The sequence below is a fragment of the Streptomyces sp. NPDC091209 genome (genome assembly GCF_044757755.1).
GTDB lineage: Bacteria > Actinomycetota > Actinomycetes > Streptomycetales > Streptomycetaceae > Streptomyces.
On sequence record NZ_JBIVVR010000004.1, the window covers coordinates 94462 to 116934 of the forward strand.

Sequence of the window (22473 nt, forward strand, 5' to 3'; positions counted from 1 at the left end):
CCGGAGGTTACTTCTCCGTCTGCGTCGCGAGGTTGGCGAGCAGGGCGTCGTAGATGCGGCCGAGGCCCTTGGGCGCGAAGGTCCGCTCGAAGAAGCCGCCGATGCCGCCCGCGCCGTTCCAGACGCTGGTGACCACGACGCGCGACTTCCCCTCACCGGCCGGGGTGACACGCCAGGTGGTGACCATGGAGGAGTTGCGGTCCTTCTCGACGAGCTCGCCGTCGGTGGGCTCGCTCACCTCGAGCAGGCAGTCACGGACGCGCTTGCTGGTGGCCTGGAGCTTCCAGTGGACGAGGGTGCCCTCGCCGTCGCCGCCCTCGCGGACCTCGTACTCGCTGAAGTGCTCGGGCAGCAGCTTCGGGCGCGTGCCGCTGTAGTCGGCCAGGGCGTCGAACACCGCCTCCGCGTCCGCCGCGATGACCCGCTCCGTCGTCGCCTCGACCTGCGCCATGGCACTTCCTCCAGCACTTGGTTCCTCGGGGGTGTGCGGTCAGCCAACCACCCGGCGCCCCGACGGCCCAAATCGGGGTGCCCGTGGAGTGCGGGCGGCACCGGCGGGGTGTCGCGGGAAACAGTTCGCACGATCAAGGGAACATGTGTTCTATTCTCTGTCCAGTGCTATCGAGGAGGCGCCATGCGCTGGGAGAACCTGATCGCGGACCCCGCCGGGGGCCCCGCCCGGGACGCCGCCCTGTTCGGCGCGGACGCGGTGACGACGCGAACGTTCGACACTCCGGAATTCCGCGGGATCACGTTCCACGAGGTCCGGGCGCGGTCGATCGTGAACCGGGTGCCGGGGGCGTCCCGCATGCCCTTCGAGTGGACGGTCAACCCGTATCGGGGCTGCACGCACGCGTGCGTCTACTTCACTGCATGACCCTATTGAGCCCGGGAGGGCCGATGCTCAGCACTCCGAACGCGGACAAGGCCTGGAAAGGCATGACGAGGTCATTCCCGACCCCGGAGGCGCCAGACCAGTATCCAGCCCCGAGCAAGGCAGAGAGGACGGCTTACGCCGTGCTGCTGCATGGACCGGCTGCGCGCTCAGGCGGCGCCGACGCGAGTCAGTGGCTGCTGCTGCGCGACCGTACAGCGAAGCGCCTGTAACCGACGCACCAGCAGCAGCCACACTTCAGGAACGCGTCAGTCGCCCAGGACGCCGTCGAGGCAGTCCTGCAACGGGCCGTACAGGCCGCGCGGAACCAGCCTGCGGACAATCGCCCTGCGAGACCCAGACGACCCCTCGGGCTGCTCCGCCCGCGGGGTCAGCCCATCCCCTGGAGCGGCTCGATCCGTACCGATCGCGGATCGAACGGCGCCCTGCCCGGACGGCCGGGCAGGAGCGTTACCGTGGCCAGCGTCTCGACCACCGCGCGCTGCCGGTCCAGCGCCAGTTCCTTCCAGACATTGGCGGGATCTTCGGCGGTCACGATGTCCACCAGGATGCGCGTCCGCTGCGGGTGCGCCATCTGCGCCTCGACGTCAGCCAGCCGGGCCTTGATCCTGCGGGTAGCGGCCTTGAATTCGGCGGCGTCAGCATCGTCGTCATCCGCGAACGCGTCGGTCAGGGACCTGATTCGGGACCGCAAGGCAACGGCTTTCACCCACAGCTCCTCCGCCCTCGGTGCGGTCTCGTCGACGAGGAGATCGACGGCGTCGGGGCGCGACAGGCGCCGGATCACGTACTCCTCGACGGTGAGGTCGATCGGTTCCGTACCGCGCGCCAGGTGCTTCGTCTTCCGGCACCGGTACAGCGGCGCCGTGAGCCCCCGCGTGCCTTTCGGGCCGCTCCGCGACCCGGACGTCACGGTCGTCCCGTCGTCGCAGACACCGCACCGGGCGATCCCCGACAGCAGCCACCGCCGGCCCGGTCCCGGGCTCGTCGACCGGCTCTTGTCCTCAAGGAGGTGCTTCGCCTCCCGCCATGTGGCCTCTTCCACGACGACCGGCCACTTACCCAGGTGCAGCTCGCCGCGGTACTGACGCAGCCCTGCGTAGCGCTCGTTCAGGAGTACGCCGCGGATGGCGTTGTATGACCAGGGTTTGCCGTTGCGGTTGAGGATGCCCCGCTCGTTGAGGTCGGCGGCCATGCCGGAGAGGGTCGCTCCGGCCAGCAGCGCGTGAAAGCAGTCCTTGACCTCGGCGGCCTCGTCTGCGACGAGCTCCGCGCCGTCTGCGGTGTAACCGAAGCAGCGCGGCCCGGTCGGCGGCAGACCGCGCTCGACGCGCTGGCGCATCTCCCGCTGCTCCCGCTCCGACATCTGCTTGACCTCGAACGTGTCGACCTCGCCGAGGAGGCCGGCGAGGAGGCGGCCAGCGGCTGTCGTGAGGTCCAACTCGGGGCCCTTGAAGCACAGCACGGACACCTCGTGCTTGCGGAGGATCTCGATTCCCTCGGCCCGTTCGCGCCGGTTCCGCCAGAGCCGGCCGAGCATGTAGACGATGATGACGTCGACTTCGCCGCGCTGTACGGCAGCCATGAGGAGCTCGTACTGGGGGCGGTGCTTGCCTTTGGTGGCCGACTTGTCGTTGTCCCGGAAGCGGCGCCCCTCGAGGGGGATTCCGCGCCGTTCAGCCAACTCGGCAGTGTCCTCTCCCTGGCGGATGACACCGTCTTCGTCGCCCTCATCCGCCTTGCTGATGCGCTCGTATGACGCACCCCTACCAAAAGGTGCCATAAATTGAAGTATATGTACGGGACGGGGCATTCAGGGCGCGCCCGCCCCAGCCCCAGAACTCCGTGCCCGGCTCCACCTGGACGTCCAGGGCTTCCGCGGTGTGCGCGTGGTGGGCGCGCATGCTCCGTTCGGTGCGCGGGTCAGGGGGAGACGAGTACATGGGTGATCTCCCGCAACTGGGCGGCGGTCAGGGACGGTTGAGCGACGGCGCGGGCCGCCTCCTTCCAATGTGGCGCACCGGAGGCGGCGAGAAGGACGTTTGTCACTCCTGGGCATGACGCGACGGCGAGGATGCACGCCTGTGCGGGGGTGGGCACGACGGGGCCGGGCTGGCGGCTGCTATACGCGCTCGATGCCTACACTCTGGCATAAGCTTCACAGCACTCCATCGCGCCGTCGGAGCGACACCAGGCCCACTGACCGACGATCTCCTCGACGCCGCTGTTGCTGCTTGTACGACGGAGGCAAACGACCTGGATTGGAAGGGCAAGCTGCCTTCGGCGAAGGGCTGACGCAAACAGACTTCCCCAAGGACGTCGCAGCGATGGCGAACAGCGGCGGAGGCCTGATCGTCTACGGCGTGGAAGAGTCGCAGAAGGCAGCGACTGGGCGCGTCGACGCCGGCGGGTTCGATGAGACCTACGAACGAACGCTGCGCAGCGCCGCAATCACCGCCATCTCCCCGCCTGTGTTCGGCCTGAACGTGCACCGCCTCGAAGCTGACGGCAAGCGGGCCATCGCCGTGGAAGTCCCCGCAAGCATCGACGGACCGCACCTGATCTACAGGAACGACTACTTCGGCGCGCCCATCCGGAATGACTCCGACACCGCGTGGATGAAGGAACGGCAGATCGAAGCCATGTACCACACCCGGTTCGAGGAGCGCCGACACGCGAGTGAGGCACTGGACGCCCGGTTCAGTGAAGTGTCCGCTGGACGGGACTCCGACACGCGCGCCTGGCTGATAGCGGTCGCCCACCCCCGCATCCCGCGCTTCCGTGACCGGACGACACGCGACAGGGCACGCTATGTGCTGTCCAAAACGGTGCCCCTGGCTCTGACCTACGCCTCGCGGAATGGCGACATGCACCCCCTGGAGAACGTCGACCTGAGCAACCCCCGCCCAGGCTTGCGCCGCTGGGTTGCCGTCAGCATGGCCATAGGCGATCACTCGTCCTGGAAAGAAGCCTGGATGAGCATCTACCATGACGGCTCGGTCACCCTCGCCGCTGCGGTCGGTGGGCACCGCAAGAGCCGCGACACCTACTTCGAGGGCTGGGAAGTCGAGTCCTCCGCCATCGAGTGCACCATCGCGGATGTCATGGCACTCCTCCGCACCACTGCGGAAGCAACCGACACGGAGGTGCGGTGTACACCTGTCGTGCTCTAAATCCCTCTGCGATGATTCCGCGCATCTCCTGGTCTGGCTCCCGTGTCGCGGGCGTTGAACAGGCGCTGCGCGTACTCCGGGGGGAGGTGGACGGTGAGGTGGCGGAAGCGTCCGTCATCGGTGCTGCCTACGGCTGCGGTGTAGCCGAAGCGGGCGCGGGTCTCCACGGTGATCCCGCCCGTCGCCGCGGCATCGCGCTGCCGGCGCCTACGCACCAGCGGCTGCCAACGCTGCTTCACCACCTCGTCGATCCGCGCGGCAATGTCGGGGCGGGCGTGCTTGCGGGCACCGCGCCGGTAGCGGTTCACTGGCCGACCATGCTGGCCATCACCTGCCTCCGCAGGCCGACAGCGCGTGGACCGACACCGTGAAGATCCTTCACGACCGCTACGACACCCCATAGTGGAGATCATGTTGCGCAACGCGCTTGATGCCCGGCTCGTCGCCCGCCAGCAGCGCCGTGGCTGCACCACCGAATGGTACGACGACAGGCAGGTCCCCCTCAGCAGCAAAGCCCGAAGCGACACTACCCAGGCCCAAGAACGTGCTAGTCGGCGTAGCCCGACCACCCCGCCGCGCGGGAAGGTCATCGCGGAGCTGTCCTTCGGCTTCTGCGCTTTCTACTGGCCCGCCAGTACAAGACCAACCTGTGGCCTGATCTCGCAGGCGCCTTTCCCCACGCCCCGAACCGAGCCCTGCCCACGGTGGAAGACCCGGTCAAGCGGCTGCACAAGTTCCGCAACCGCATCGCCCACCACGAGGGTATCTGGCACCTGCCGCTCGAAGCACGCCGGGACGACATCCCGACCGTGCTCGGCTTCATAGCGCCGACCGCCGCAACCTGGGTCGCCGACGCCTCCTGCATCGACCACGTCCTCGCCCACAGACCCTGACCCTGACCCTGACCCGATTGTCCTTTGGCAGGTGGTCTTGATCGATTGCCGGGGCCCGGGACGCTCAGCGGGTGCGGGGCGGAGTCATGCGGGCGTGGAGCAGGGTGGCGCGGGTGAGTTCTGGCGCCATTCTTCTGCTCTTCGTTGAACAGGGCAGTCAGGCCTCTGGGGGCGTCTCAGTGCTTTGAAATTCGGGCTAATAATTCACGTACGTTTTGCCGCTTTTGGATACTTTGTAGTATTCGGGGGAGGTGAGGTCGAGTTTGAATACCATGCCGTACCGTTTTCGGATGGCGGCGACCGTCTCTGATGCCGGTGACCGCACGCACCGGGACACGGGGGGATCGTTGGCGGGACACGCGTCAGGCTCTTTGACCAGGTGGTTGGACTGGTGGCCGTGTACCGGGTCCCAGGAAAGCGTCTGCGTCGGAGTGGACATCTCCGTCTCTTCGAGACCGCTGGTGTGATGGCGGTAGCGGTCGACGAAACTTTCTTCGACCCTGTGGGTGAACGGGATGTCAGATCCGGGCCGGTCCCCGGCGTTGAGTATGCCGTCGAGGACGGAGACGATCCGTTTGGGGTCGGCGCCGTAGTACACGGTGACCCGCATCGAACAGGTCAGCTTGTAACTGTCATCACCGTTCGAGTCGAACCACTGCTTCACCTTTCCCCTGAAGCAGGTGTCGGTCAGGACGAGCATGCCGGGGGCGAGAGGGGTCTGTTCGGAGTACGCCCGCGCCACGTCCCGATGATGGCTCTCTGCGTTCTGCCGGGCCTGCACTCCCTCAGTGCTGCCGGCGAGCTTGCGGACCTCTTCCGGGTTTGTGGCGCGGTCCTGGGATGAGCAGGCGGAGACGGCTAACACGACGGCGGTGGCAACCGCGCCCCACGCCGTCTTACGAGATCCAGTCATGTTCTCCCCTTGTCCGCGTCCCTCCCGCAGGGGCGCTGTGTGCCACTGTCCAGCGGGGCGGGCAGATCGTGCATGAGTACTCGTACCTATGTTCCGGGGCAGCCCTGTTTTGCGGGCTGCCCCGGAACGAATGATTCAGCCGCTCACAGGCCCATGCCTGCCATGGTGCGTTCGAGGGAGTTGGCGTACAGGCGTGCTCCGCCGATCTTGGGGTGGAACGACTGGGCGGAGAGGCCGTATTTGTCGAGGAGTGTCCAGTCCTTCACTGGGTTGTCGGAGGTGGTGAGGGTCTTGACGATGCCGTGGACCTGTTCGGGATTCCCGCACACCGCCTTGCCGGCGAAGTCGTTCGCCGGGTTGGAGAACCAAGCGAGAACACCCTGCTTGTTGACGTCCTCGACGGCGCCCTGCATCGCCGCAGCCAGGGTGCTGGCGGTGTCATTGAGCCAGTTCGCGGAGTCCGCGGAGAGGCCGAGCTGGGCGGTTCCGACTCCGGCCCTCAAGCAGGATCCACCGTCGGAGAGCAAAGGCGGGTAACCCATGAGAACGATCTTCGCGTATGGCGCTTTGTCATGGATCGCCATCAGGGTCTTGACGATGTCGGGGCGGACGACCTCGTTGATGATGCCCGGGACGGCTGTTCGCAGCGGCTGCCCGATGAACTTCGCATCTCGCCCGCCGACCTTGTCGTCGGTGTCGCTGTTGCCGAACGTCTTCTCGTTGCAGTTGCCGACTCCGAAAAACAGCAGGCAATTTTGGATGATGCCCGAGAATCGGGCGTCGTTGCCGCCGATGGAGAGGGTGACCAGGGTCGTATTGTTGTCCAGGTAGCCTTGGTTGATCTGGGACGTTTCCCCTGCATTGTCCTGAGGTACGCCAAGGACGTTGTAGGTGCGGGCTGAGGAGCAGGCGATGAGGTGGTAGTCGATCCGCGCGCTCCATGAGTCGTCCAGTTGTGCGGTTGGCAGCGATTCTCCGGGGATCGTCGCCTGCCTCGACCACGCCCGATGGGAGCGGTGGCAGGCGTCACGGGTGTTCTTGTCCCGGTAGTTGGTCTCCGGGTAGTAGTCCGCGTTGCCGTCTGAGGCTCCCTCGCCGGACGAGTAGGAATCGCCCATGGCAACGACCGACTGGTTCGGTCTGCCGGGGAGAGGCTGGAAGGCGACGGCGTCCCAGGCGACGTCCTCGTCTGCTGTCCCGTCAGCGGTGGCGTTGGTGAGTGTGACGCTGGGGGTGCCAGTGAATTGGAAGGCACCGAGGCTGACCCACCGGTTCGCGTGTTGCTCCACGACCCGGTTTTTGGAGGTGCTGTCGATGCCGCCGACTGCGTAGGACGCCTGCCTCGTCTGCGCCCCGGTGTCGGGCAGATGGACCAGTACGCGCGCCCACGACACGCTTGTTTCCAGCATCCAAGTTCCGCTGATGGTCATCAGGCCGCTGTCGCCGCCGAGATGGGCGTTGTCACGGGTGCGCGTGTACTAGAAGTGACCGTCGTAGCCGCCCCCGATCTGATGCAGATCGGCTTTTGCGTCGTACTGGCCGAGACCGGGGCCGGTTGCATTCGGGTCGGGGTTGAAGGCGAACTGGAAGCTGCCCGCGTCTGTTCCGGTCGTGCCGCAGTCACTGTAGGTGTTGGTGTTGTCGGGTATGGAATGGACGATCAGTGCGTTCGAGGGCAGTCCGGTGGTGGAGCATACGGGGGTGCCGCTCTGAAGGCGGTAGCCGCGTCCCGGCTCGGTACGCAGCGTGGCGTATTTGATGCTTTCGTTCCCGCAAGGGTTCGTCTGGGCGGCGCAGTTCTTCCAGGTGGCGTTGGTCTCGTGCATTCGCATGACCAGAATCCGGCGACCCAAGCGGAACCCGCCCTCATGGACCTCTGCCTCTGCGTTTCCCAGGAATGCGGAACGTGCGGAACTTCCGGCGAGCGGGTCAGGAATGGCGAAAATCTGCATCTCGCGACCGACCCGCAGTCGGCAGCTCACTACAGAGAAGTGTCATCATCCGGGCAAGTTGATGAAAATCCTTGCCCGTCAGTAATAACGCCTCTAGCCTTCCGGCGTCATGCGCACACGAACCGCTGCCTCCGCTGCAGCCCTCCTCGCCACCCTCGCCGCCTGCACCAGCCACTCCCCCACTCCCACTCCTGCCAAGCCGGTCGAAGTAACCCAGTACGGAACCGAAATGAGCCACGGTCACCTCGTCTTCGCCGCCCAGTACACGATCCGCAACCTCGACCGTTCACCCGTCGAATACAAGATCGCGTTCAAATTCGACGGCGACGGTTCGGGCGCAGCGAACCCGAAATGGGTCACCCGGACCGTCGGCGCCCAAAGGACTTACGCCGGAACCGTGTCTGTCCCCTGGGAAAAGGACGCGGCGTCGATAGGAGTGGAAATTAGCCAAATACAACGGACTCCGCTCTGACGTCTTCCGCCTACGCCACTTGGCCGGTTCCGATCGAAACGAGGGCTGGCTCTCCCTGCCGATTGCGACGGTGCTGGCACAAGGGCCGGCCCGCGTCGTGGTTCTGCTCGTTGCCGTCCGGCAGCCGTGAGGCCATCGCCTGGATCGACTTGCGGCGGCCGTCCAGCATCAGCCCCCGCAGATAGCAGTCGCCCTTGGCCCGCTGGTCCTTGCGCGGCACCGAGGCGAACACATCAGCGACGAACAACGCCAACGTCGCCCGGACACGGTTCACTTCATGTGCGTCCACACATCCAACATGCTCTTGATCAGCACTAACAGGAAGACCTAACGGAGTCCTATTAGTACTGGATTCCTCTTTGACTGGGTATATGTCCTGGTGGCGGGGTAGTTGATGGTGCTCGGGGGCGGGTGCTGGGCGATGGTTTTATGGGCACGACCGGGGCGTGATGAGGACGAGCGGGCCGTCGTTCGCAGGTTGTCGCGGGCACGGAAGGCTCCTCGGGATGTGGTGATGCGGGCCCGGATGATCGAGCTGAGCTGGTCGGGGCTGCGGGTCCCTGCGATCGCTGTGGAGCTGGACTGCAGCCAGAAAACGGTCCGCTGCTGGCTGCACCGCTTCAACCGCCTGGGCCTGCAGGGACTGGATGATCTGGGTGGGCAGGGCCGCAAGCGACGGATCACCGAGCAGGAACGATCCCGGATCATCTCCCTGGTCAAGACCGTGCCGCCGGGGCGGCTGCGGTGGGAGCCCGTCGGGGAACTGTGGGCCTTCGATGAGTCCGGACCGCCCGAGTGGACGCTGGATTCCCTGGCCGCGGCAGCACGGGCCGAAGGCATCGAGGTGGGCCGCTCGCAGGTCCGCCGGATCCTGCTCGCCGAGGGTGTCCGCTGGCGCCGTACCCGGTCCTGGATGCGGTCGAAGGACCCGGACTTCGTCCCAAAAGGACAAGGATCATCGGCCTCTACACCCAGCCGCCCGACGGTGCGACGGTGATCTGCGCCGACGAGCTGGGGCCGGTGATCCCGCGGACCTTTCCGCCCGCACCCGCCTGGTCACCCGACGGGCACCGGATCAAAGCGGAACTCGACTACAGCCGCGGACCGGAGAAAACCTGGGTCTACGGCGGTCTACGGCCGGCCGACGGCCAGGCCCTGACCATGACCGCGTCCTCCCGCAACAGCGTCTTCTACCAGCAGTTCCTGCAACAGGTCGAGGACGCCAACCCGGGCAGGGAGATCTGGATCGTCACCGACAACCTGTCCAGCCACAACAGCCTGTCCACCCGGACCTGGCTCGAGGACCATCCCCGTATCCACCACGCCTTCATCCCCGTCGGCGCATGCTGGCTCAACCTCCAGGAAGCCTGGTGGCGCATCTTCCGCAAAGCCGCCCTCGCCGGCCGCTCCTTCGCCAACCCCGACGACATCGCCCAAGCCACAACCCTCGCAACCAACCAGCTCAACTCCCATGCCGGCCCATGGATCTGGGGCAGACCCGCACCGCCAACCCGCTCCCTACGACGCCGATACGTGTACCTCGTTTGAGGAATCCAGCATTAGGTCGGGCGTCTCGCCGGTGGCGAGGGTGGCAAGGGCCTGGGGGATGTTGATGCCGGTGGCCCGCTCGACGAGGAGTGGTACGAGGTCCCCCGCCGGCCGACCGTTGACCTCGATCACGCTGGGACCGCTCGCCGTCAGCCGCAGCTCGACGTGAAGCACCCCCAGCTCAGGCCCAGAGCCCGGACCGCGGCGGCCACGACCCCTTCAACAGGCCGCTCGACCTACTCGGCATCGCCTGACCTGCACGATCACCCGCAAACAGGACTTTAAAACGACCCTGCCTCATGCCTCCCGCCTCGGGCACGAGAAGATACTGGGGGAGAAGCAGTACCTGCGTCTACTGTTTCGCCCGCAAGACGCACAGCTACCTGGACCTCGACACCGGGCTCGACTTCGACTCGCAGATCGTGGTGAAGGTCAACGCGCCGGAGCTGCTGCGCCGCCAGCTCGCCTCGCGCCGCTGGCTCGGCGAGCACATCGCGATGGGCACCAACGTCGACTGCTACCAGCGCGCGGAGGGCCGGTACGCACTGATGCCGGGCATCATCGCGGCCCTGCGCGACCACGCGAACCCCTTCTCGATCCTGACGAAGGGCACGCTCATCCTGCGCGACCTCGACCTCCTGAGGCAGGCGTCCGAGGTCACCGACGTCGGGATCTCGGTCTCCGTCGGTTTCACCGACACCGAGCTGTGGCGCACCGTGGAGCCGGGCACACCGGCCCCGGAGCGCCGTCTGGACGTCGTCCGCACGCTGACGGACCACGGCATCGGCTGCGGCGTCCTGATGGCCCCCGTGATCCCGTTCCTGGGCGACCACCCCGCCCAGCTGCGCGCCACCGTACGGGCGGTCGCGGCCTCGGGAGCGACCTCGGTGACCCCGCTGGTGCTGCATCTGCGGCCCGGCGCCCGCGAGTGGTTCATGGCCTGGCTGGAACGCCACCACCCCCACCTCGTGGCGCGCTACGAGCGGCTGTACGCGGAGGGCGCCTACGCCCCGAAGTGGTACCAGCGCCGGATCACCCGTCAGGTCCACGAGCTGGCCCAGGAGTACGGCATCGGCCCCGCGCGCGCGGGAGTGCCTCGCCGGATCACCGCCCCCGAACCCGGGTCCACCACCGTGCCGTCGGCACCCGCGGCACCCGAACCGACGCAGCTGACGCTGCTCTGACGATCCACCACGGAGGGCTGTCCCACGCCTCCCCGAAGCCGTCGTGTCCCTGACGGCTCGTCGGGGTGCTCCTGACGGCATCCGAGCGCATCACGCGATCCAATCGGGTCGAGTCTTGCCGGAACGCGTTCTTACGGGACCCCCGTCCGGGACGATACGGCGAAGGCCGTGGCGTGCACGGCTCAGAATCCTCCGTCCTGGGAGGCCTTGTGAAGAAACGCGCAGCTGCTCTGTGCGGGGCGGCCGCCGTGCTGGCCGGGATGATCACCTCGATCCCCGCCGACGCGAGCGCCGGCTCCGCTGCCGCACCGCGCACCACCTCCACCCCGACCGCGAAGCCCCTCTGGAAGAAGTGCGGTACCAGCGATTACCCGACGCTCCAATGCGCGTCCTTGAAGGTGCCGCTGGACCACACGAACCCCTACAGCGAGCGGATCACCCTCGCCCTGTCCCGCGTCCCGCACACCGCGAAGACGTACCAGGGGCCGCTGCTGGTGAACCCGGGCGGTCCCGGTGGCAGCGGGCTCACGCTGGCCGGATTCGTCGCCTCCGCGCTGCCCAAGGCCGTGGCGGCGCAGTACGACGTCATCGGTTTCGACCCGCGCGGCGTCGGCGCGAGCAAGCCCGCGCTGGACTGCAAACCGGGGCACTTCAAGCCCGTCCGACCCGACACCGTCCCGAGCACCCGGGCCATCGAGGAGGCGAACCTCAGCCGCGCCAAGGCGTTCGCCGAGGCGTGCGGCACGAAATACGCGAAGCTGCTGCCGTACATGGACACGGTGAGCGCGGTCCGCGACATGGACGCGATCCGCGGCGCGCTCGGCGCCAGGAAGATCAACTACTTCGGCTACTCGTACGGCACCTACCTGGGGGCCGTGTACGCCAAGCTCTACCCGCAGCGGGTCCGCCGGCTGGTCCTGGACTCCATCGTCGACCCCACCGGCGTCTGGTACGACGACAACCTCAGCCAGGACTACGCCTTCAACGACCGCCACCTGGCGTTCCTGGCGTGGGTCGCCAAGAACAACGCGGTCTACAAGCTCGGCACCGACCCGGCCAAGGTCGAGGCCAAGTGGTACGCGATGCGCGCGGCGCTCGCCAAGAACCCCGCGCAGAAGAAGGTGGGCGCCTCCGAGCTGGAGGACACCTTCATCCCGGGCGGCTACTACAACGGCTACTGGCCCTACCTCGCCGAGGCGTTCGCGTCGTATGTGAACAGCAAGAACTCCGACGCGCTCGTCGAGGCGTACGACAACTTCGGCGCCGTCGACGCCTCGGGCGACAACGGCTACAGCATCTATACGTCGGTGCAGTGCCGTGACGCGTCCTGGCCGCGCGACTGGCGCCAGTGGCGCGAGGACAACTGGGCGGTGTACGACAAGGCGCCGTTCATGGCCTGGAACAACGCCTGGTACAACGCGCCGTGCGCGTTCTGGCCCACGGGCTCGCTCCGGCCGGTGGACATCTCCAACCGCCACCTGCCGCCGACCCTGCTGTTCCAGGCGACGAACGACGCGGCCACTCCCTACGAGGGGGGCGTCACCGTCCATCACCAGCTGCGCGGCTCCAGCCTGGTGGTGGAGCAGGGCGGCGGGAACCACGGCATCACGCTGAGCGGCAACGCCTGCCTGGACAAGTACCTGGCGACGTATCTGACCAACGGCAAGGTGCCGCACGGCGGCGGCGAGGCCGACGCCGTGTGCAAGACGCTGCCCGACCCGAAACCGCTGACCGCGAAGGCGGCGTCCACCTCCTCGCGGGGTTCGGCGCTGCACGGCCTGCTCGGCTACCGGGGCTGAACCTCCCCCGCTGTGACGCCCGTCGGGGGCGTTGTCGGACCCATGGTCCACCATGGACCCATGAGCAGGCCGACGCGTATCCCCGCCCCCGACGGGCTAGCCCCCGCCGCCGCGTACTCCCATGTCGTGACGGGCACGGGCCGCTTCGTCGCGGTGTCGGGCCAGCTCCCCCTGGACGAGGACGGCAAGCTCGTCGGCGAGGGTGACGCCGAGGCACAGGCCCGCCAGGTGTTCGAGAATCTGCGCCGGTGCCTGGCGGCGGCGGACGCCACCTTCGACGACGTCGTCAAACTCACCTTCTTCGTCACGGACATGGCCCACATGCCGGCGATCCGGGCCGCCCGCGCCGCCCACATACCCGCGGACCGGCTTCCTGCCGCCTCGGCGGTCCAGGTCGCCGCGCTGATCCGTCCCGAGTTCCTGATGGAGATCGAGGCGTACGCGGTGGTCGGCGGGTGAGCGGGCTGTGGGTGCGTGAGATGACACTCGGCGACTGTCCGCGGGTGGCCGAGATCCGGGTGCGTGGCTGGCAGAGCGCGTACAAGGCCCTGATACCGCAGGCGTATCTGGACGGACTCAGCGTGGCCGAGGACGCGGCGCGGCGCCGCCGCAACCTCGAACAGGGTGACGGCAGTGTCGTGAACCTGGTCGCGGAGCGGGACGGCGAAGTGCTCGGCTGGGCCTGCCACGGGCCGCACCGGGACAGCGAAGTCCGCGCCGGGGACGTCGAGTTGTACGCCATCTACGTGCATCCCGACCTGTTGGGCCAGGGGGCCGGGCGCGCCCTGCTGCGGGAGTCGGCCGACCGCTGCGTGGCGGCCGGGCACGAGCGCATGCTGCTGTGGGTCCTCAAGGAGAACACCTCGGCCCGCCGTTTCTACGAACGGGCCGGCTTCCTCCCCGACGGCGCCGAGGAGCCCTTCGAGGCAGCCGGGGTCGAGGTGCCCGAGGTGCGCTACGCGCGCGTACTGACCGGCACCGGGCCCGACCGACGGACGCCCGGTTCGCGCTGACGCCGGACTCGGCCGACGGACGCCGGGCCGCGTATGCCGGCACCGGCACATGCCCGCCGGTCGAGGTGAGCGGACGGACCTACAGGCACGTACGCCTGGAGCTCCAGGACGCCTGGACCCGCCTAGACCTGTTCCTCGGGCAGCCGGGCCAGGGCGCGCACGGCCGTCTCAGCGAGCGCCGGGTGGGCCAGCGCTTCGTTCAGGACCGGTCGCGCGCGGGCGTCGCCCAGGACGCCCAGGCCTTCCGCGCAGGCGAGGGCGACCTTGCGGTACGGGTCGTGCGGGCGCAGCCGGCGTTCCAGGGTGGTGATCAGCGCGGGTACGGATTCCGGCGCCCGGAGTTCGACCAGCAGCCGTACCGGCTGGAGCGCGTACGCGACCCGCAGTTCGTTCGTGGCGAGCGCCGCGGCGGCGCGGGCCGTACGCGGGTCGCCGAGCCGGGCCAGGGCCTGCGCGGCCGACGCGCAGCGCTGGGGATCACGGTGGTTGAGCAGCAGGACGAGTGCCTCGAAGGCCCGCCGGTCCCCGGCCGTGCCGAGCCGGAAGGCGACCAACTCTCGCGCCCAGAGCGGCTGTCCGGGCTCGGTCAGCGCGGCGGCCAGCGCGTCGGGATCCTCCGTCGCCGCGAGGCGTTCGTACGCCGCCGAGTCCCCGGCCCCGGCCTCGCTCCGCAAACGCTCCGTGAGTGATCGCAACGCTTCGTCCATGGGGCCGAGCTTAGGCAAGCCCGTAAGGTGCGGGGACGTACATCACAAAGTCGGGGACTGGCGCGCTCGTTACTGGCGGGTTAAGCTCAGACGAGCGAGTTACCCACTCGCGTCGAACCTCAGGGTGGCCTGGTGACGCAGCCACCGTGAGAGCAGTCGGTTCGGTACCTCAGGTACCTCAGTACGACATGGCTCCGGGACAGGGCCGGTCGGCTTTCACCGCCCAAGGGCGCCCGTTCGTCGGCGCCTCGGGACGGCACCGGGCGTGTGCGCTCGTCAGCCCGGAAACACCCGCAACCTCCGCACGGTGTGCGCCTGTCGGCGTACCCGCGTGCGCTCCTCAGTCGTCACCTCTTCCAGGAGTCCCGCGATGGCCACTCCCCTGTCCGACACCCCTCTGTCCCCGCTGAAGACCGTCGCCGTCATCGGCCTCGGCACCATGGGCACCGGCATCGCCGAAGTCCTGGCCCGCGCCGGCCGTGACGTCATCGGCATCGACATCAGCGAAGCCGCGGCCGCCCAGGCCGTGGCCACCCTCGAAGCCTCCACCGCCCGCGCCGTGCGCCGCGAGCACATGAGCGACGCGGAGCGCACCGACGCCCTCGCCCGCTTCCGCACCTTCACCGACCTCGCGGCCGCCGCCGACGCCGACCTCGTCATCGAGGTGACCCCGGAGTCGTACGACATCAAGCAGCAGGTCTTCCGGGCCCTCGACACCATCGTGCGCCCCGAGACGATCCTCGCGACGGGCACCAACGCGCTGTCCGTGACGCGTCTCGCCGCGGACTCGGCCCGCCCCGAGCGCGTGCTCGGCCTGCACTTCTTCAACCCGGCACCCGCGATGAAGCTCGTCGAGGTCGTCTCCTCGGTGCTGACCGCGCCGACGGCCGTCGCCGCGGTCACCGACCTGGCGATCGAACTCGGCAAGGAGCCCGTGGCGGTCGGTGACCGCCCCGGATTCGTCGCCGACGGGCTGCTGTTCGGCTACCTCAACCAGGCGGCCGCGATGTACGAGGCGAAGTACGCCTCCCGCGAGGACATCGACGCGGCGATGAAGCTCGGCTGCGGGCTGCCCATGGGCCCGCTCGCGCTGCTCGACCTGATCGGCGTGGACACCGCGCGGACCGTCCTGGAGGCGATGTACTCCGAGTCGCGCGACCGGCTGCACGCCCCCGCGCCCATCCTCAAGCAGCTCAGCGAGGCGGGCCTGACCGGGCGCAAGTCCGGCCGCGGCTTCTACTCGTACGAGGCCGCGGGCAGCGACGCCGTCGTGCGGGACGCGCTGACGCCTCTGGAGGGGGCCGTCGTGGCACCGGGCCGCACGATCCGCTCGGTCGGCGTCGCAGGCTCCGGCACGATGGCCTCCGGTATCGCGGAGGTCTTCGCGAAGGCCGGGTACGAGGTCGTCCTCGCGGGCCGTACGGAGGAGAAGGCGCAGACCGCGAAGGCCCGTATCGGCAAGTCGCTCTCCCGTTCCGTCGACAAGGGCCGCATGACGGCCGAGGCGGCGGCGCGGACCCTGGAGCTGATCACGCCGACCGGCAGCTACGACGACTTCGCCGAGGTCGACCTGGCGCTGGAGGCGGTCGCCGAGGACCTGGAGATCAAGCAGCAGTTGTTCGGCACCTTCGACAAGGTCTGCAAGCCCGGCGCGATCCTCGCCACCACCACCTCCTCGCTGCCCGTCGTCGCCTGTGCCCGCGCCACCTCGCGCCCGCAGGACGTGATCGGCATGCACTTCTTCAACCCGGCCCCGGCGATGAAGCTCGTCGAGGTCGTGCGGACCGTGCTGACCGCGGACGACGTGCACGCCACCGTGCGCGAGGTCTGCGCGAAGATCCGCAAGCACCCGGTGGACTGCGGTGACCGGGCCGGCTTCATCGTGAACGCGCTGCTCTTCCCGTACCTGAACAACGCGATCAAGATGGTGCAGGAGCACTACGCCTCGCTCGACGACATCGACGCGGCGATGAAGCTGGGCGGCGGCTATCCGATGGGGCCCTTCGAGCTGCTCGACGTGGTCGGGCTCGATGTCTCGCTGGCCATCGAGAAGGTCCTGCACCGCGAGTTCCGCGACCCGGGACTCGCCCCCGCTCCGCTCCTGGAGCACCTGGTGGCCGCGGGCTGCCTCGGCCGCAAGACGGGCCGCGGCTTCCGCGAATATGCCCGCCGCTGAGCGTCCGGGCGACCGGCTCACGGACGACACCGACTGGGGCGGGCTGCTCGGCCCCGCCGGACACCCCCCGCCCCTGCTGGGCGGGGGGATCCCCGGACATGCGCGCTCTCCTGCGCACATGCAGTACGTTCGGGGCATGTCCCAGCCCGCCAAGTCCTCACGTACACCAGCCACGCCCGACGCGCCGGAGAGCGCCGCGGGCAGCCGGGCGGCAGCCCAACGCCTCAAGATGCGCCGGGAGCTGGCGGCCGCGGCCATGGAGCTGTTCGCGGCCAAGGGGTACGAGGCGACCACCGTAGACGAGATCGCGGCCCGGGCCGGGGTGGCCCGCCGCACCTTCTTCCGCCACTTCCGCTCCAAGGAAGAGGCGATCTTCCCCGATCACGACGACACCCTGATCCGGGCCGAGGCGGTGCTCAACGCGGCGCCCGCGCACGAGCATCCGCTCGACACCGTGTGCCGCGGCATCAAGGAAGTCATGAGGATGTACGCGGCACAGCCCGAGATCTCCGTCTCGCGCTACAAGCTGACGCGCGAGGTGCCGACGCTGCGCGAGGCCGAGATCGCCTCGGTGGCCCGCTACGAGCGGCTCTTCACCCGCTACCTGCTGGGCCACTTCGACGAGCACGCGCACGACGACGACGCCAACGACGATCCGCTGCTCGCCGAGGTCGCCGCGTCGGCCGTGGTCACGGCCCACAACCACGTCCTGCGGCGCTGGCTGCGGGCCGGCGGCCAGGGCGATGTGGAGACCCAGCTCGACCACGCGTTCGCCATCGTCCGCAAGACCTTCGGCACCGGGATCGGCGCGGGACGGGAGACCGCGCCGCGACCTGCACCGGCCTCGTCCTTCACGGAGGGGGAGGTGCTGGTGACCGTGGCCCGTGTCGACGCTCCGCTGGACCAGGTGATGCGCACGATCGAGCAGGCACTCAAGGAACGGTCGTAGCGACCCGCCGTCCATGGACGGCCCACTGCTCCGACCACGCGCCGGACACGCTCACTTCGAGCGCGTCCGGCGTTTTTTGTGCCCTGGTTTGAGTGCTTTGCGGCCCACTCTGATCGATCATCGCTCACGTGTTACGTAAAGATTTCATCTGAGCGCAACTTATGGCACTGCGTGCCTTGCCAGGTGACACGGCGTGCCATACGTTGAAGGAGTCCGGGCGGCCGGCGTGCAGAGACCATTCGTACGTCGGCTGTCCCCGCAAGCACCATGGCCTGCGCGCCCGGACGCCTGCGTCACAGGCAACCTCCTGCGCCAACCACAGCGCCGCCACAGCACCACCTCCGCCGAACCGACGGCACACCCCTCAGCAGCAGTACCGACGTAACCCTCAGCGTTCTTCCCTCGGAACGCGCATCGCCGGAGGCAACACCGTGAAGGAAATCCTGGACGCGATTCAGTCGCGGACGGCCACGTCCGCCGACTTCGCCGCACTTCCGCTCCCCGAGTCCTACCGCGCGATCACCGTGCACAAGGACGAGACGGAGATGTTCGACGGGCTCAGCAGCCGCGACAAGGACCCCCGCAAGTCGATCCACCTGGACGACGTGCCGGTGCCGGAGCTCGGACCGGGCGAGGCCCTGGTCGCCGTGATGGCGTCCTCCGTGAACTACAACTCGGTCTGGACGTCGATCTTCGAGCCGGTGTCGACCTTCGGCTTCCTGGAGCGCTACGGGCGCCTCAGCGAGCTCAGCAAGCGCCACGACCTGCCGTACCACATCATCGGCTCGGACCTCGCGGGCGTCGTCCTGCGCACCGGCCCGGGAGTGAACTCCTGGAAGCCCGGCGACGAGGTCGTCGCGCACTGCCTGTCCGTCGAGCTGGAGTCCTCCGACGGCCACAACGACACGATGCTCGACCCCGAGCAGCGCATCTGGGGCTTCGAGACCAACTTCGGCGGCCTCGCCGAGATCGCGCTCGTCAAGTCCAACCAGCTCATGCCGAAGCCGGACCACCTGAGCTGGGAGGAGGCCGCGGCTCCCGGACTGGTGAACTCCACCGCCTACCGGCAGTTGGTCTCCCGCAACGGCGCCGGCATGAAGCAGGGCGACAACGTGCTCATCTGGGGCGCGAGCGGCGGACTCGGCTCGTACGCCACGCAGTTCGCGCTCGCCGGCGGCGCCAACCCCATCTGTGTCGTCTCCAGCGAGCAGAAGGCGGAGATCTGCCGGAAGATGGGCGCCGAGGCGATCATCGACCGCAACGCCGAGGACTACAAGTTCTGGAAGGACGAGCACAACCAGGACCCCAAGGAGTGGAAGCGCTTCGGCAAGCGCATCCGCGAGCTCACCGGCGGCGAGGACGTGGACATCGTCTTCGAGCACCCGGGCCGCGAGACCTTCGGTGCCTCGGTGTACGTCACCCGCAAGGGCGGCACCATCGTCACCTGCGCCTCGACCTCGGGCTACAACCACGAGTACGACAACCGCTACCTGTGGATGTCGCTGAAGCGGATCATCGGCTCGCACTTCGCGAACTACCGCGAGGCCTGGGAGGCCAACCGCCTCGTCGCCAAGGGAAAGATCCACCCGACGCTCTCCAAGGTCTACTCCCTGGAGGAGACCGGGCAGGCCGCCTACGACGTGCACCGCAACCTCCACCAGGGCAAGGTCGGCGTGCTCGCGCTGGCACCCCAGGAGGGCCTGGGAGTGCGCGACGAGGAGAAGCGCGCCCAGCACATCGATGCCATCAACCGCTTCCGGAACGTCTGAGGTCCACCCATGACAGAGCGTCAGACCGCCCATGAGCGGCGGGAGAAGGACCGGCCGTGGCTCATGCGCACGTACGCCGGCCACTCCACGGCCGAGGCGTCCAACGAGTTGTACCGGCGCAACCTCGCCAAGGGGCAGACGGGGCTCTCCGTGGCCTTCGACCTGCCGACGCAGACGGGCTACGACCCCGACCACATCCTCGCCCGCGGCGAGGTCGGCCGGGTCGGTGTGCCGGTCTCGCACCTCGGTGACATGCGCCGGCTGTTCCAGGACATCCCCCTGGAGCAGATGAACACCTCGATGACCATCAACGCCACCGCCATGTGGCTGCTGGCGCTCTATCAGGTCGTCGCCGAGGAGCAGGGCGCCGACATCACCCAGCTCCAGGGGACGACCCAGAACGACATCGTGAAGGAGTACCTCTCGCGGGGGACGCACGTCTTCCCGCCGGTGCCCTCGCTCCGTCTCACGACGGACATGATCACGTACACGGTCAACCACATCCCCAAGTGGAACCCGATCAACATCTGCAGCTACCACCTGCAGGAGGCGGGCGCCACCCCGGTCCAGGAGATCGCGTACGCGATGTCCACCGCGATCGCCGTCCTGGACGCGGTGTTCGCGTCCGGGCAGATCGCCGAGGACCGCAAGGGCGAGGTCGTGGCCCGTATCTCCTTCTTCGTGAACGCGGGTGTCCGCTTCATCGAGGAGATGTGCAAGATGCGGGCGTTCGGGCGGATCTGGGACAAGATCACGCGCGAGCGGTACGGCATCGAGGACCCCAAGCAGCGGCGCTTCCGCTACGGCGTCCAGGTCAACTCCCTCGGCCTGACCGAGGCGCAGCCGGAGAACAACGTCCAGCGGATCGTGCTGGAGATGCTGGCCGTCACCCTCTCCAAGGACGCCCGCGCGCGTGCCGTCCAACTGCCCGCCTGGAACGAGGCGTTGGGCCTGCCGCGCCCATGGGACCAGCAGTGGTCGCTGCGCATCCAGCAGGTGCTGGCGCACGAGAGCGACCTGCTGGAGTACGAGGACATCTTCGAGGGCTCGCACGTCATCGAGGCCAAGGTGGCGGCCCTCGTCGAGGAGTCGCTGGCCGAGATCGACCGCATCGAGGCGATGGGCGGCGCGATGGCCGCCGTCGAGTCCGGCTACCTGAAGTCGCAGCTCGTCTCCTCGCACGCCGAGCGCCGCGGCCGTATCGAGGGCGGCACCGACAAGATCGTCGGCGTCAACATCTTCCAGTCGACCGAGCCGAACCCGCTCACGGCCGACCTGGACGCGGCGATCATGACGGTCGACCCCGCGGTCGAGGCCCGGGTGATCTCCGCGCTGCAGAACTGGCGTGACACGCGCTACCAGCCGCCCTTCAACCACCCGCGCCCGTGCAAGGCGCTGGAGCGGCTGAAGGAGGCGGCGAAGGGCACCGCAAACCTCATGGAGGCCACCCTGGAGTGCGCCCGCGCCGGTGTCACCACCGGCGAGTGGGCCGGGGCCCTGCGCGAGGTGTTCGGCGAGTTCCGCGCCCCGACCGGCGTCTCGTCCGCGCCCGTCGCGGTCACCGCCGAGGAGGGCACCGCTCTCGCCCTGGTGCGCCGCAAGGTGGAGCTGACCGCCAAGGACCTGAACGTCGGCAACCTCCGGTTCCTGGTGGGCAAGCCGGGCCTGGACGGGCACTCCAACGGCGCCGAGCAGATCGCCGTGCGGGCCCGCGACGCCGGGTTCGAGGTCGTCTACCAGGGCATCCGGCTCACCCCGGAGCAGATCGTGGACGCGGCCGTGGCCGAGGACGTGCACGCCGTCGGCCTGTCCATCCTGTCCGGTTCGCACGCCCAGCTCGTGCCGGACGTCCTGGAGAAGATGCGCACCGCCGGCGCGGGCGACATTCCGGTGATCGCGGGCGGGATCATCCCGAACGCCGACGCCGAACAGCTGCGGGCCGCGGGAGTGGCCGCGGTCTTCACACCGAAGGACTTCGACATCACCGGAATCATCGGCCGTATCGTCGACGAGATCCGGAAAGCGAACAAGCTCGACCCCCTGGAGGTCCCCGCATGACCAGCCCTGTTCCCCAGGTCAACCGCCTTCGTCCGCGGCGCTCCTGTCTGGCCGTACCGGGCAGCAACCCGCGCTTCCTGGAGAAGGCCCAGGGGCTCCCCGCCGACCAGGTCTTCCTCGACCTGGAGGACGCGTGCGCGCCGCTGGCCAAGCCCGACGCCCGGCACACCATCGTCAAGTTCCTCAACGAGGGTGACTGGACCGGCAAGACGCGGGTCGTGCGCGTCAACGACTGGACGACCGAGTGGACGTACCGCGATGTCGTCACGGTCGTCGAGGGCGCGGGGCAGAACCTCGACTGCATCATGCTGCCGAAGGTGCAGACGGCCGAGCAGGTCGTAGCCCTTGACCTCCTGCTGACGCAGATCGAGAAGACGATGGGCTTCGAGGTCGGCAAGATCGGCATCGAGGCGCAGATCGAGAACGCCCAGGGCCTGAACAACGTCAACGAGATCGCCACCGCCTCGCAGCGCGTGGAGACGATCATCTTCGGCCCGGCCGACTTCATGGCGTCGATCAACATGAAGTCGCTGGTCGTGGGTGAGCAGCCGCCCGGCTACCCGGCGGACGCCTACCACTACATCCTGATGAAGATCCTGATGGCCGCGCGCGCCAACAACCTCCAGGCCATCGACGGTCCCTACCTGCAGATCCGCAACATCGACGGCTACCGCGCGGTCGCCCAGCGCGCCGCGGCCCTCGGCTTCGACGGCAAGTGGGTGCTGCACCCGGGCCAGGTGGAGGCCTCCAACGAGATCTTCTCCCCCTCGCAGGAGGACTTCGACCACGCCGAGCTGATCCTGGACGCGTACGACTACTACACGTCCGAGGCCGGCGGCAAGAAGGGCTCCGCGATGCTCGGCGACGAGATGATCGACGAGGCCAGCCGCAAGATGGCCCTCGTCATCTCGGGCAAGGGCCGGGCCGCCGGCATGCAGCGCACGACCACGTTCGAAGCCCCGGAGGCCTGAG

Annotated in this window: 20 protein-coding genes and 4 pseudogenes; 15 read left to right on the top strand and 9 right to left on the bottom strand. The window is 68.3% G+C overall.

The genetic code is table 11. From position 1 onward, the window contains the following. Window positions 1–7 precede the first annotated feature (7 nt). Complete coding sequence (locus ACIQRL_RS13325) at window positions 8–451, bottom strand: SRPBCC family protein (RefSeq protein ID WP_401331001.1); 444 nt, start codon at window positions 449–451, stop codon at window positions 8–10. 183 nt (window positions 452–634) lie between these two features. On the opposite strand from ACIQRL_RS13325, the pseudogene ACIQRL_RS13330 reads away from it, so the two are divergent. After that, window positions 635–865: pseudogene (locus tag ACIQRL_RS13330) on the top strand (radical SAM protein); the annotation flags it as partial. A 400-nt stretch (window positions 866–1265) separates the two neighbouring features. On the opposite strand, the gene ACIQRL_RS13335 reads toward ACIQRL_RS13330, so the two are convergent. Both ACIQRL_RS13335 and ACIQRL_RS13340 read right to left on the bottom strand, forming a co-directional pair. After that, window positions 1266–2708, bottom strand: coding sequence for a recombinase family protein (locus ACIQRL_RS13335; RefSeq protein WP_401331003.1), 1443 nt, complete (start codon window positions 2706–2708; stop codon window positions 1266–1268). Window positions 2709–2818: 110 nt separating this feature from the next. Then, window positions 2819–2944, bottom strand: a complete 126-nt coding sequence (locus ACIQRL_RS13340) for a hypothetical protein (protein ID WP_401331005.1) — start codon at window positions 2942–2944, stop codon at window positions 2819–2821. 278 nt (window positions 2945–3222) lie between these two features. On the opposite strand from ACIQRL_RS13340, the gene ACIQRL_RS13345 reads away from it, so the two are divergent. Then, on the top strand, window positions 3223–4068 hold the full coding sequence (locus ACIQRL_RS13345) for a helix-turn-helix domain-containing protein (protein ID WP_401331007.1): 846 nt from the start codon (window positions 3223–3225) through the stop codon (window positions 4066–4068). On the opposite strand, the pseudogene tpg reads toward ACIQRL_RS13345, so the two are convergent. Continuing rightward, window positions 4064–4376, bottom strand: a pseudogene (gene tpg, locus ACIQRL_RS13350) (telomere-protecting terminal protein Tpg); the annotation flags it as partial. The gene ACIQRL_RS13345 and the pseudogene tpg overlap by 5 nt on opposite strands. 396 nt (window positions 4377–4772) lie before the next feature. Here tpg and ACIQRL_RS13355 point away from each other — a divergent pair. Further along, window positions 4773–4961, top strand: a complete 189-nt coding sequence (locus ACIQRL_RS13355) for a hypothetical protein (RefSeq protein WP_401331009.1) — start codon at window positions 4773–4775, stop codon at window positions 4959–4961. Window positions 4962–5157: 196 nt separating this feature from the next. Here ACIQRL_RS13355 and ACIQRL_RS13360 read toward each other — a convergent pair whose 3' ends face one another. From ACIQRL_RS13360 to ACIQRL_RS13370, 3 genes are all read right to left on the bottom strand, one after another. Beyond that, the gene (locus tag ACIQRL_RS13360) at window positions 5158–5874 is read right to left on the bottom strand and encodes a hypothetical protein (protein WP_401331011.1); all 717 of its coding nucleotides are present in this window, start codon (window positions 5872–5874) and stop codon (window positions 5158–5160) included. Window positions 5875–6017: 143 nt separating this feature from the next. Next, a complete protein-coding gene (locus tag ACIQRL_RS13365; protein WP_401331013.1) occupies window positions 6018–7304 on the bottom strand; it encodes an SGNH/GDSL hydrolase family protein in 1287 nt (428 codons plus the stop codon). A 48-nt stretch (window positions 7305–7352) separates the two neighbouring features. Further along, entirely contained in the window at window positions 7353–7700 is a 348-nt protein-coding gene (locus ACIQRL_RS13370) for a hypothetical protein (RefSeq protein ID WP_401331015.1), read from the bottom strand. Window positions 7701–7935: 235 nt separating this feature from the next. Here ACIQRL_RS13370 and ACIQRL_RS13375 point away from each other — a divergent pair, with 235 nt between their 5' ends. Further along, window positions 7936–8298 carry a hypothetical protein gene (locus ACIQRL_RS13375; RefSeq protein ID WP_401331017.1) on the top strand — a complete coding sequence of 121 codons (363 nt, stop codon included), beginning with the start codon at window positions 7936–7938 and terminating at the stop codon, window positions 8296–8298. 100 nt (window positions 8299–8398) lie between these two features. Here the strand turns inward: ACIQRL_RS13375 and ACIQRL_RS13380 are convergent. After that, window positions 8399–8587 (bottom strand): annotated as a pseudogene (locus ACIQRL_RS13380) (transposase); the annotation flags it as partial. Window positions 8588–8812: 225 nt separating this feature from the next. On the opposite strand from ACIQRL_RS13380, the gene ACIQRL_RS13385 reads away from it, so the two are divergent. From ACIQRL_RS13385 to ACIQRL_RS13410, 6 genes and pseudogenes are all read left to right on the top strand, one after another. Continuing rightward, window positions 8813–9295, top strand: a complete 483-nt coding sequence (locus ACIQRL_RS13385; RefSeq protein WP_401331019.1) for a helix-turn-helix domain-containing protein — start codon at window positions 8813–8815, stop codon at window positions 9293–9295. After that, window positions 9292–9846 carry a transposase gene (locus ACIQRL_RS13390; protein WP_401331021.1) on the top strand — a complete coding sequence of 185 codons (555 nt, stop codon included), beginning with the start codon at window positions 9292–9294 and terminating at the stop codon, window positions 9844–9846. Before ACIQRL_RS13385 ends, ACIQRL_RS13390 begins: the two co-directional genes overlap by 4 nt. 257 nt (window positions 9847–10103) lie before the next feature. Beyond that, window positions 10104–11030: pseudogene (locus tag ACIQRL_RS13395) on the top strand (radical SAM protein); the annotation flags it as partial. Window positions 11031–11239: 209 nt separating this feature from the next. Next, on the top strand, window positions 11240–12829 hold the full coding sequence (locus ACIQRL_RS13400; RefSeq protein ID WP_401331023.1) for an alpha/beta hydrolase: 1590 nt from the start codon (window positions 11240–11242) through the stop codon (window positions 12827–12829). A 60-nt stretch (window positions 12830–12889) separates the two neighbouring features. Further along, window positions 12890–13288 carry a RidA family protein gene (locus tag ACIQRL_RS13405; RefSeq protein WP_261705045.1) on the top strand — a complete coding sequence of 133 codons (399 nt, stop codon included), beginning with the start codon at window positions 12890–12892 and terminating at the stop codon, window positions 13286–13288. 20 nt (window positions 13289–13308) lie between these two features. Next, entirely contained in the window at window positions 13309–13842 is a 534-nt protein-coding gene (locus ACIQRL_RS13410; protein ID WP_401331026.1) for a GNAT family N-acetyltransferase, read from the top strand. A gap of 122 nt (window positions 13843–13964) precedes the next feature. Here ACIQRL_RS13410 and ACIQRL_RS13415 read toward each other — a convergent pair whose 3' ends face one another. Further along, window positions 13965–14549 carry an adenylosuccinate lyase gene (locus ACIQRL_RS13415; protein WP_401331028.1) on the bottom strand — a complete coding sequence of 195 codons (585 nt, stop codon included), beginning with the start codon at window positions 14547–14549 and terminating at the stop codon, window positions 13965–13967. Between the two features lie 370 nt (window positions 14550–14919). Between ACIQRL_RS13415 and ACIQRL_RS13420 the strand changes: the two genes are divergently transcribed. From ACIQRL_RS13420 to ACIQRL_RS13440, 5 genes are all read left to right on the top strand, one after another. Next, a complete protein-coding gene (locus ACIQRL_RS13420; protein WP_401331029.1) occupies window positions 14920–16725 on the top strand; it encodes a 3-hydroxyacyl-CoA dehydrogenase family protein in 1806 nt (601 codons plus the stop codon). 136 nt (window positions 16726–16861) lie between these two features. Then, window positions 16862–17674: a TetR family transcriptional regulator gene (locus tag ACIQRL_RS13425; protein WP_401331031.1), complete on the top strand. Its 813-nt coding sequence runs from the start codon at window positions 16862–16864 to the stop codon at window positions 17672–17674. 431 nt (window positions 17675–18105) lie between these two features. Continuing rightward, window positions 18106–19443, top strand: a complete 1338-nt coding sequence (ccrA, locus tag ACIQRL_RS13430) for a crotonyl-CoA carboxylase/reductase (protein WP_401331033.1) — start codon at window positions 18106–18108, stop codon at window positions 19441–19443. A 9-nt stretch (window positions 19444–19452) separates the two neighbouring features. After that, window positions 19453–21501 carry a protein meaA gene (locus ACIQRL_RS13435; protein ID WP_401331035.1) on the top strand — a complete coding sequence of 683 codons (2049 nt, stop codon included), beginning with the start codon at window positions 19453–19455 and terminating at the stop codon, window positions 21499–21501. After that, window positions 21498–22472, top strand: coding sequence for a CoA ester lyase (locus tag ACIQRL_RS13440; protein ID WP_365882031.1), 975 nt, complete (start codon window positions 21498–21500; stop codon window positions 22470–22472). The genes ACIQRL_RS13435 and ACIQRL_RS13440 overlap by 4 nt, the downstream gene beginning before the upstream one ends. Window position 22473 lies beyond the last annotated feature (1 nt).